General features: G+C 63.6%; 7 protein-coding genes and 1 pseudogene. 4 read left to right on the top strand and 4 right to left on the bottom strand.

Going from position 1 to position 5,796, the window contains the following annotated elements; genetic code table 11:
• Window positions 1-8 precede the first annotated feature (8 nt).
• A complete protein-coding gene (locus AXW67_RS00780; RefSeq protein WP_201723621.1) occupies window positions 9-1,376 on the bottom strand; it encodes an IS30 family transposase in 1,368 nt (455 codons plus the stop codon).
• Window positions 1,377-1,584: 208 nt separating this feature from the next.
• Here AXW67_RS00780 and minC point away from each other — a divergent pair, with 208 nt between their 5' ends.
• The 4 genes from minC (at window position 1,585) to AXW67_RS00760 (ending at window position 3,765) form a co-directional block, all read left to right on the top strand.
• Window positions 1,585-2,283 carry a septum site-determining protein MinC gene (gene minC / locus AXW67_RS00775; protein WP_027556064.1) on the top strand — a complete coding sequence of 233 codons (699 nt, stop codon included), beginning with the start codon at window positions 1,585-1,587 and terminating at the stop codon, window positions 2,281-2,283.
• 21 nt (window positions 2,284-2,304) lie between these two features.
• Complete coding sequence (minD, locus tag AXW67_RS00770; protein WP_063675882.1) at window positions 2,305-3,120, top strand: septum site-determining protein MinD; 816 nt, start codon at window positions 2,305-2,307, stop codon at window positions 3,118-3,120.
• Complete coding sequence (minE, locus tag AXW67_RS00765; protein WP_063675881.1) at window positions 3,117-3,398, top strand: cell division topological specificity factor MinE; 282 nt, start codon at window positions 3,117-3,119, stop codon at window positions 3,396-3,398. The genes minD and minE overlap by 4 nt, the downstream gene beginning before the upstream one ends.
• A 181-nt stretch (window positions 3,399-3,579) precedes the next feature.
• Window positions 3,580-3,765: a hypothetical protein gene (locus AXW67_RS00760; protein WP_063675880.1), complete on the top strand. Its 186-nt coding sequence runs from the start codon at window positions 3,580-3,582 to the stop codon at window positions 3,763-3,765.
• A gap of 23 nt (window positions 3,766-3,788) precedes the next feature.
• On the opposite strand, the gene AXW67_RS00755 is transcribed toward AXW67_RS00760, so the two are convergent.
• The 3 genes and pseudogenes from AXW67_RS00755 to AXW67_RS39970 all read right to left on the bottom strand — a co-directional run bounded on the left by AXW67_RS00755 (window position 3,789) and on the right by AXW67_RS39970 (window position 5,676).
• Window positions 3,789-4,034, bottom strand: a complete 246-nt coding sequence (locus AXW67_RS00755) for a hypothetical protein (protein WP_027556060.1) — start codon at window positions 4,032-4,034, stop codon at window positions 3,789-3,791.
• Between the two features lie 306 nt (window positions 4,035-4,340).
• Window positions 4,341-4,721: a hypothetical protein gene (locus AXW67_RS00750; RefSeq protein WP_027556059.1), complete on the bottom strand. Its 381-nt coding sequence runs from the start codon at window positions 4,719-4,721 to the stop codon at window positions 4,341-4,343.
• 239 nt (window positions 4,722-4,960) lie between these two features.
• Window positions 4,961-5,676, bottom strand: a pseudogene (locus AXW67_RS39970) (IS5 family transposase).
• Window positions 5,677-5,796: the final 120 nt, after the last annotated feature.

The following is a 5,796-nucleotide window of genomic DNA, read 5'->3' as shown; positions in this document are numbered from 1 at the left end:
GGGCGGATTCAACCGCTCGTCGCAACACTCCGTGTATCGCTCACTCGGAGCAATTCGTCGAGGGTTTCTGCCGGTGTTTTCCAGCCGAGGGTTTTGCGGGGCCTTGTGTTGAGTGCAAGAGCCACGGCCTCCAGATCATCGGCATCGTGCATGCTGAGATCCGTCCCCTTTGGAAAGTACTGGCGCAGCAACCCATTCGTGTTCTCGTTGGTGCCGCGCTGCCACGGGCTGTGAGGGTCGCAAAAGTAGACCTGCACGCCTGCATCGATCTTCAGACGCGCGTGCTGAGCCAGCTCAGCTCCTTGATCCCAGGTTAGAGACCGCCGCAGTCGCTCGGGCATGGTGAAGATTGCGCGGGTGATGGCGTCTCGCACCGCCTCAGCGCCATGTCCGGCGAGTGCAGGTCCATTCTTCACGCGAGCATCCTGTTCCTGACCGGTCATGCGCGGCAAATGCAGCAGAATGGTAAAACGGCTCGTGCGCTCCACCAAAGTGCCGATCGCGGAACTACCGAGGCCCATGATGAGGTCACCTTCCCAGTGACCCGGCACAGCTCGATCGGCAGCTTCCGCCGGACGTTGACTGATCATGATCTCGGAAGGAATGAAGCTTCTGCCTTTGCGGGCGCGCGCCCTCGGCATCCGCAAGGCCCGCCCAGTGCGCAAGCAGGCCGTCAGTTCACGGCGCAAAGCTCCTCGACCCTGCACATAAAGGGCCTGATAAATTGCCTCGTGACTGATGCGCATCGTCTCATCCTCGGGAAAGTCGAGCCGAAGTCGCCGAGAAATCTGTTCCGGGCTCCATGCCGTCGCCCAGCGTCGGTTTTGCCGATGCACCGCCCGGCGGCCCTTCCACACGACCTTCGGGCCAACGAGGAGCGCCCCGTCTGGCTTAGCGATCATACCGGCAAGCCTGTCCTGCACATAATCCCGCAGGGTCGGGTTGATTGCCAACTTCGCAAACTTGGGCCGTCGGGCGGACTGATCAGCATGCCATTGTGCCGTGGTCGCCCGGTACTCTGGAGCGCCATGGCGGCGCGCCACATTGCGACGGAGCTCACGGGAGATCGTGCATGGAGGCCGGCCGAGCTGACGAGCGATGGCTCGCACCCCATGCCCCTGCGCGCGCAAGATGGCAATCTCCTCACGTTCGGCGAACGACAGGTAGCGCTCCGACCGAGGTTTGGACGATCGCGACAAATGTGTTGGCGGCATACCGCCCGCCCTCCGGAACCAGCGTACTCCGACCGACGGCGACACCCCGGCCTCAACCGCAGCATCCCCGCTCGATCGCCCCAAGGCAATCGCAGTCCAGAACGGTCTATAATCTTCTCGTAGGACCTCTCGGGGACGATCTGTCCGCACACGCTTCTCCATCGCAACCTCTTTTGCTCGAGTGTTGCGACGAGCGGTTGAATCCGCCCTGGATGCCCCGGTCAAGCCGGGGCATGACAGAGGTGTTGGGGCGAGTGCGTCCGCCCGCAGTCAAAGACCAGTCCATGTAACCCCACAGACATAATTAACCGGCCGTTAACCAAATCCGCCGCATCGTTAACCATTCAATAACAGGAACGAGTCGGCCGCCATGGAGGCAGCAGTAAAACCTCAACGCCAGATGGTACGCCTGCGCGGGCGGTCCTATGTGGCCTTCGTGTTCGTGCCGACGGTTCCAATCCAGGACTGGCTGCTGGAGATCGACGCCACGATCGCACGCTCACCGGGCTTCTTCGTCGGCCGGCCCGTGGTGGTCGACCTTTCTTCGGTCGATCTCAGCCAGTCCGGCATCAGCCATCTGCTCACAAGCCTCCAGGACCGCAACATCCGCGTGCTCGGCATTGAGGGCGTCGAGGAGGCGCGGCTGACGCCGGCCATGCCGCCGCTGCTTACGGGCGGACGCCACTGCGTCGTCGAGCCGAATGCGCCGAAGAAGGCCGAGACCAAACAGACCAAGCAGCCGACCTCGCTACTGCTCGAAACCCCCGTCCGCTCCGGCCAGACCGTGATCTTCCCCGAAGGCGACATCACCATTCTCGGATCGGTCGGCTCCGGCGCCGAGGTCGTCGCAGGGGGGTCGATCCACGTCTACGGCGCCTTGCGCGGGCGCGCCATGGCGGGGGTCAACGGGCACACGAGCGCGCGCATCTATTGTCAGAAGATCGAGGCCGAACTGCTTGCAATTGATGGGTTTTACCAGACCGCGGACGACATCGACGCCGCCTTGCGCGGCAAGCCGGCGCAGGCCTGGCTGCAGGGAAATACCATGCGAATTACCGCACTGAACTGACCAGCAAAGGAGACATTTTAGATGAGTAAGGTACTGGTCGTGACATCAGGCAAGGGCGGGGTCGGCAAGACCACGACGACCGCCGCGCTGGGCGCTGCACTGGCGCAACGCGGCGACAAGGTCGTTGTCGTGGACTTCGACGTCGGCTTGCGCAACCTCGATCTCGTCATGGGCGCCGAACGCCGCGTCGTGTTCGACCTCATCAACGTGGTGCAGGGCGTTGCCAAACTGCCGCAAGCGCTGATCCGCGACAAGCGGCTGGAGAATCTCTGGCTGCTGCCGGCCTCGCAAACCCGCGACAAGGACGCGCTGACGGAGCAGGGCGTGGGCAACGTCATCGCGGACCTGCGCAGCCGCTTCGACTGGGTGATCTGCGACAGCCCGGCCGGCATCGAGCGTGGTGCCTCCATGGCGATGCGCTATGCCGACGAAGCGGTGATCGTCACCAATCCCGAGGTTTCCTCGGTGCGTGACTCCGACCGCATCATCGGCATGCTCGACTCCAAGACGGTGCGGGCCGAGAAGGGCGAGCGCGTCACGAAGCACATCCTGATCACGCGCTACGATTCCTCGCGCGCCTCGCGCGGCGAGATGCTCAGCATCGACGACATCCTCGAGATCCTGGCGACACCGCTGCTCGGCATCATCCCGGAGAGCCAGGACGTTCTCAAGGCGTCCAACGTCGGCACGCCCGTGACGCTCGCGAATACCGACGGCGCTCCGGCTCGTGCCTATATCGATGCGGCCAAGCGTCTCTGCGGCGAGACCGTGGCGATGCACATCCCCGCCGAGCGCAGAGGTCTGATGGACCGCCTGCTGCGACGGAGGGCTGCATGAGCATGGGTCTCCTTCGGCTTCTCCGCGGCAACAAGGCCTCTGCTCCCGTCGCGCGCGAACGGTTGCAGATCCTGCTTGCTCATGAGCGTGGACAGCGCGGCCAACCCGATCTTCTCGGCGTGTTGCGCGAAGAAATTCTCGCCGTCGTCTCGAAACACGTCACACTCGATCCGACCAAGGTGATCGTGCGGCTGGAGCGCGGTGACGAGGTGTCGACGCTTGAGGTCGACATCGAGGTACCCAACGACATTGAACGCAAACGGGTGGCGGTCGGATAGGGGATCCGGCCGGGGTCGTCTGACTTTGGGGTGGAAGAGAAGGCAGTCCGCCGGCAATGGCGGGCTGCCTTTGCGTGTGTGCTGCCGGATGCGGGCGGAACGAGACCGGGGACTCGATCGTTGTGAGGAACCCGTGGGACACGAGTGGTCGCCGCGGCTTCGTCAAACCGGAGAGCGCCCCATGATGTCCGAGGTCCAGGTTCATACTGTTGCGCGACAGATGCTGGAAAAGCACGGCTTCGCTGCGATTGCGAAGGCCGCCGAACAGGCGCAGGCTTGCGAGGGCCGCGGCGAGGCGGAGGAAGCCAAGGAATGGCGTCACATCGTCGATGCCATGAAGATCATGCGCGGGCCGCACCAGAGCTGACGCGCGGAAACGGGGAGCGCGGCTCAGCGCTCCTCGCGATCAGTCCCCTGCGCCTGAGTCCGGTGCTGGGTTTGTGCCTGTCCGCGCTCGCCTGATTCCTTGCAGGGAAGCTGTTCCCACGATCCGTCCGGCGCCTGCTGATAGGCGCTGCAGGATGACGAGGCCGCCTTGTCCTCGCCCTTCTGGGCCTCGGAATTCCTCGCCAGCGCCGGCGCCATCAGCAGCGCGGCGGCAAGCGCGCCGGCCGCAACGGCATCAACAATCCGCATCAGGTTCCTCCAGTTCGAAGACGCCCCGATGCTGGCGAGGATTGTGACGATTGTTGGCCGAGGCGTCGGTTCCGTCGCGGCTTGCTTAACGACGCTGGCGGATCACTGCCCGGCTGGCTCGATGGGCCATCTCGTTGCGGCGGGCGCAGGTACCGCCAGATTCGCGACGGCAAGCGCCGCCATCCGGCGCTTCCGATGCGGATGATTTGCGGGCATGGCCCCTCGCGCGTTGTCCTCAGCTCGAAGGATTGGACGCGAAGGACGGGCCCGAGGTTCACAGCCAGCTCGGGCGGTGCCGGCGGCCTGCTAGTTCTTGCTGTGGATGAACCCGGCGAGGTTGGCCTTCTGGGCTTCGCACCAAGTGGTCATACCGAGGCGGCGCTGGTCGAGATCGGTCGCCTGGGTCGCCACCGCGACCTCCGCCATGAGGTCGTCGTCCTGCTTCTCGCCCATCTTGCCGCCGGTGTGCATGTAGGCGATCGCCTTGCGCACCTTCTCGGTGGTACCGTCGGGAAGGTGCATCTGCTGCGCCTGTTGGACCAGATCCTGATAGGCCACGTCCATGCCAGGACATTCGACCTTGGCCGCAAAGGCCTGCAAGACCTTCGTCACATAGACCGTCCGCGGTTCGGCTTGTGCCGGTGCAGCGATCAGCAACAGGCCCGCGAACAGAAAACCATAGCGCATTCTTGGTACCTCCCGATTTTCCGGGGAGGCTAGCGTCCGCGGCGCCGATCCGCAATGGTGCAGGGGCGCAATTGTCGCGTCTCCGGGCGGTACGCTATCGTGACCATCATCCTGGCCACGGAGAGCGAGATGAGCCTATTGAGCACGCCGTTCGATCCCGCGCATGACACGGCACTCGTCACGGGCGCGGGCAACGGCATCGGCCGTGCCATCGCACTGGCCCTAGGCGGTGTGGACACTTATCGCATCCATAGGACGATGGCAGCGAGAGTGACGACGGCTCGGTAATTTCGGGCGGTCTTTTCGAAGCGGGTAGCGACGCGGCGGAACTGCTTGAGTTTGGAGAAGCAGCATTCCACGAGATGGCGCTGGGCATAGAGATGTTTGTCGAGCGGATATTTGAGGGCGCGTGACGGGTTGTTGGGGATGACGGCGAGCGCCTTTTTGGCGGCGATGTCTTGGCGCAAATGATCGGCGTCATAGGCTGTATCGGCGATGACGACCTCGGCCGGCAGTCCCTCGATCAATGCGGCGGCCTGTGGTGCATCGCCCTTCTGGCCTGCGGTGAGCGTGAACCGTACAGGACACCCCAAGCCGCGAACGGCCATATGTATCTTCGTGCTCAGGCCGCCGCGCGAGCGGCCAAGCGCCTGATCTTCAGACCCCCTTTTTTCGCCCCGGCGGCGTGCTGATGCGCCCGGACGATGGTGGAATCGACGATCAGATATTCGAAGTCTGGATCATCAGACATCGCCTCGAAGATCCGCCACCAAACACCCTTGATGCTCCATCGACTGAAGCGCCGGAATACGCTGTTCCAGTCTCCGAACGCCTCCGGAAGGTCGCGCCAGGGAGAGCCTGTACGCACGATCCAGAGCACACCTTCCACGAACATCCGGTTGTCCCGCCCGGTCGAACCCTTCTGGTCGGGCCGGCCTATGATCAGCGGCGCCATGCGCTCCCAGGCCGCGTCGCTCAACACCAAACGATCCATCACACCCAAGGCCGCCTCCCAAAAAGAAGCCTTGAATCTGATTTGCTCTCAAAAGGGAATCCTTAGAGTCCACACCGCCTA

It is taken from the genome of Bradyrhizobium neotropicale, from assembly GCF_001641695.1.
Classification (GTDB): Bacteria; Pseudomonadota; Alphaproteobacteria; order Rhizobiales; family Xanthobacteraceae; genus Bradyrhizobium; species Bradyrhizobium neotropicale.
This window is presented reverse-complemented; position numbering and strand designations above follow the sequence as displayed.

What these genes read in the sequence shown, in the direction of transcription:
- AXW67_RS00780 (WP_201723621.1), bottom strand. Translation starts at nt 1,376, where the DNA reads ATGGAGAAGCGTGTGCGGACAGATCGTCCCCGAGAGGTCCTACGAGAA.
- minC (WP_027556064.1), top strand. Translation starts at nt 1,585, where the DNA reads ATGGAGGCAGCAGTAAAACCTCAACGCCAGATGGTACGCCTGCGCGGG.
- minD (WP_063675882.1), top strand. Translation starts at nt 2,305, where the DNA reads ATGAGTAAGGTACTGGTCGTGACATCAGGCAAGGGCGGGGTCGGCAAG.
- minE (WP_063675881.1), top strand. Translation starts at nt 3,117, where the DNA reads ATGAGCATGGGTCTCCTTCGGCTTCTCCGCGGCAACAAGGCCTCTGCT.
- AXW67_RS00760 (WP_063675880.1), top strand. Translation starts at nt 3,580, where the DNA reads ATGATGTCCGAGGTCCAGGTTCATACTGTTGCGCGACAGATGCTGGAA.
- AXW67_RS00755 (WP_027556060.1), bottom strand. Translation starts at nt 4,034, where the DNA reads ATGCGGATTGTTGATGCCGTTGCGGCCGGCGCGCTTGCCGCCGCGCTG.
- AXW67_RS00750 (WP_027556059.1), bottom strand. Translation starts at nt 4,721, where the DNA reads ATGCGCTATGGTTTTCTGTTCGCGGGCCTGTTGCTGATCGCTGCACCG.